This is a genomic window from Vibrio sp. 1727, assembly GCF_033344415.1.
Lineage (GTDB): Bacteria > Pseudomonadota > Gammaproteobacteria > Enterobacterales > Vibrionaceae > Vibrio > Vibrio alginolyticus.
Window position 1 is genome coordinate 1 of the sequence record NZ_JAWPOT010000282.1, and the last position, 691, is coordinate 691.

Here is a 691-nt window from a genome sequence, read left to right on the forward strand (position 1 = left end):
TTCCGTAGAGCTGTCTCTCGCGCAACGCCTGTATCCAGATTTAGCGCTTGCTTTTGAGCTCACCGAAGATCAACCAGTATCATGGTTTACTCGCCGCTCAGAGGATGAGAGCTTGTATGCGATGCTGATTGAGTTTTTCGGCAATATCAAACAATCTGGCGAGCTAGCTTCTCTTGAAGAGAAGTACATTGGCCATATTGAAGCGTTTGACTACGTGGACACGCGTGCCTTTATTCGTGCTCTTGATGATAAGTTGCCGAGATGGGCTCCGCTGTTCCAAAAATACAGCGAAGAGTTTGATTGGCGTTTAATCGCGGCTTTGGCCTACCAAGAATCTCATTGGAAACCAAAAGCAAAATCGCCTACGGGTGTTCGTGGCATGATGATGCTGACTTTACCAACTGCGAAAAGTGTTGGTGTAACCGATCGTCTAAACCCAGAACAATCTGTTCGTGGTGGTGTGGAATACCTGCGTCGCATTGTCGCTCGCGTACCTGATACGATTAACGAACATGAAAAAATTTGGTTTGCATTGGCATCGTACAATATTGGTTATGGCCACATGATGGACGCGCGTCGATTAACCAAGGCACAAGGTGGCGATCCAAACGCATGGGCAGATGTAAAAGACCGACTACCGCTGTTACGACAAAAGCGTTACTACAGCCAAACTCGTTATGGCTACGCTCGT

Annotated in this window: 1 protein-coding gene; it reads left to right on the forward strand. The window is 47.5% G+C overall.

Annotated features, from left to right (window positions below):
- Positions 1–691 (forward strand): membrane-bound lytic murein transglycosylase MltF (gene mltF, locus R8O10_RS25250; protein ID WP_318191961.1); only part of this gene is annotated, 691 nt, incomplete at both ends.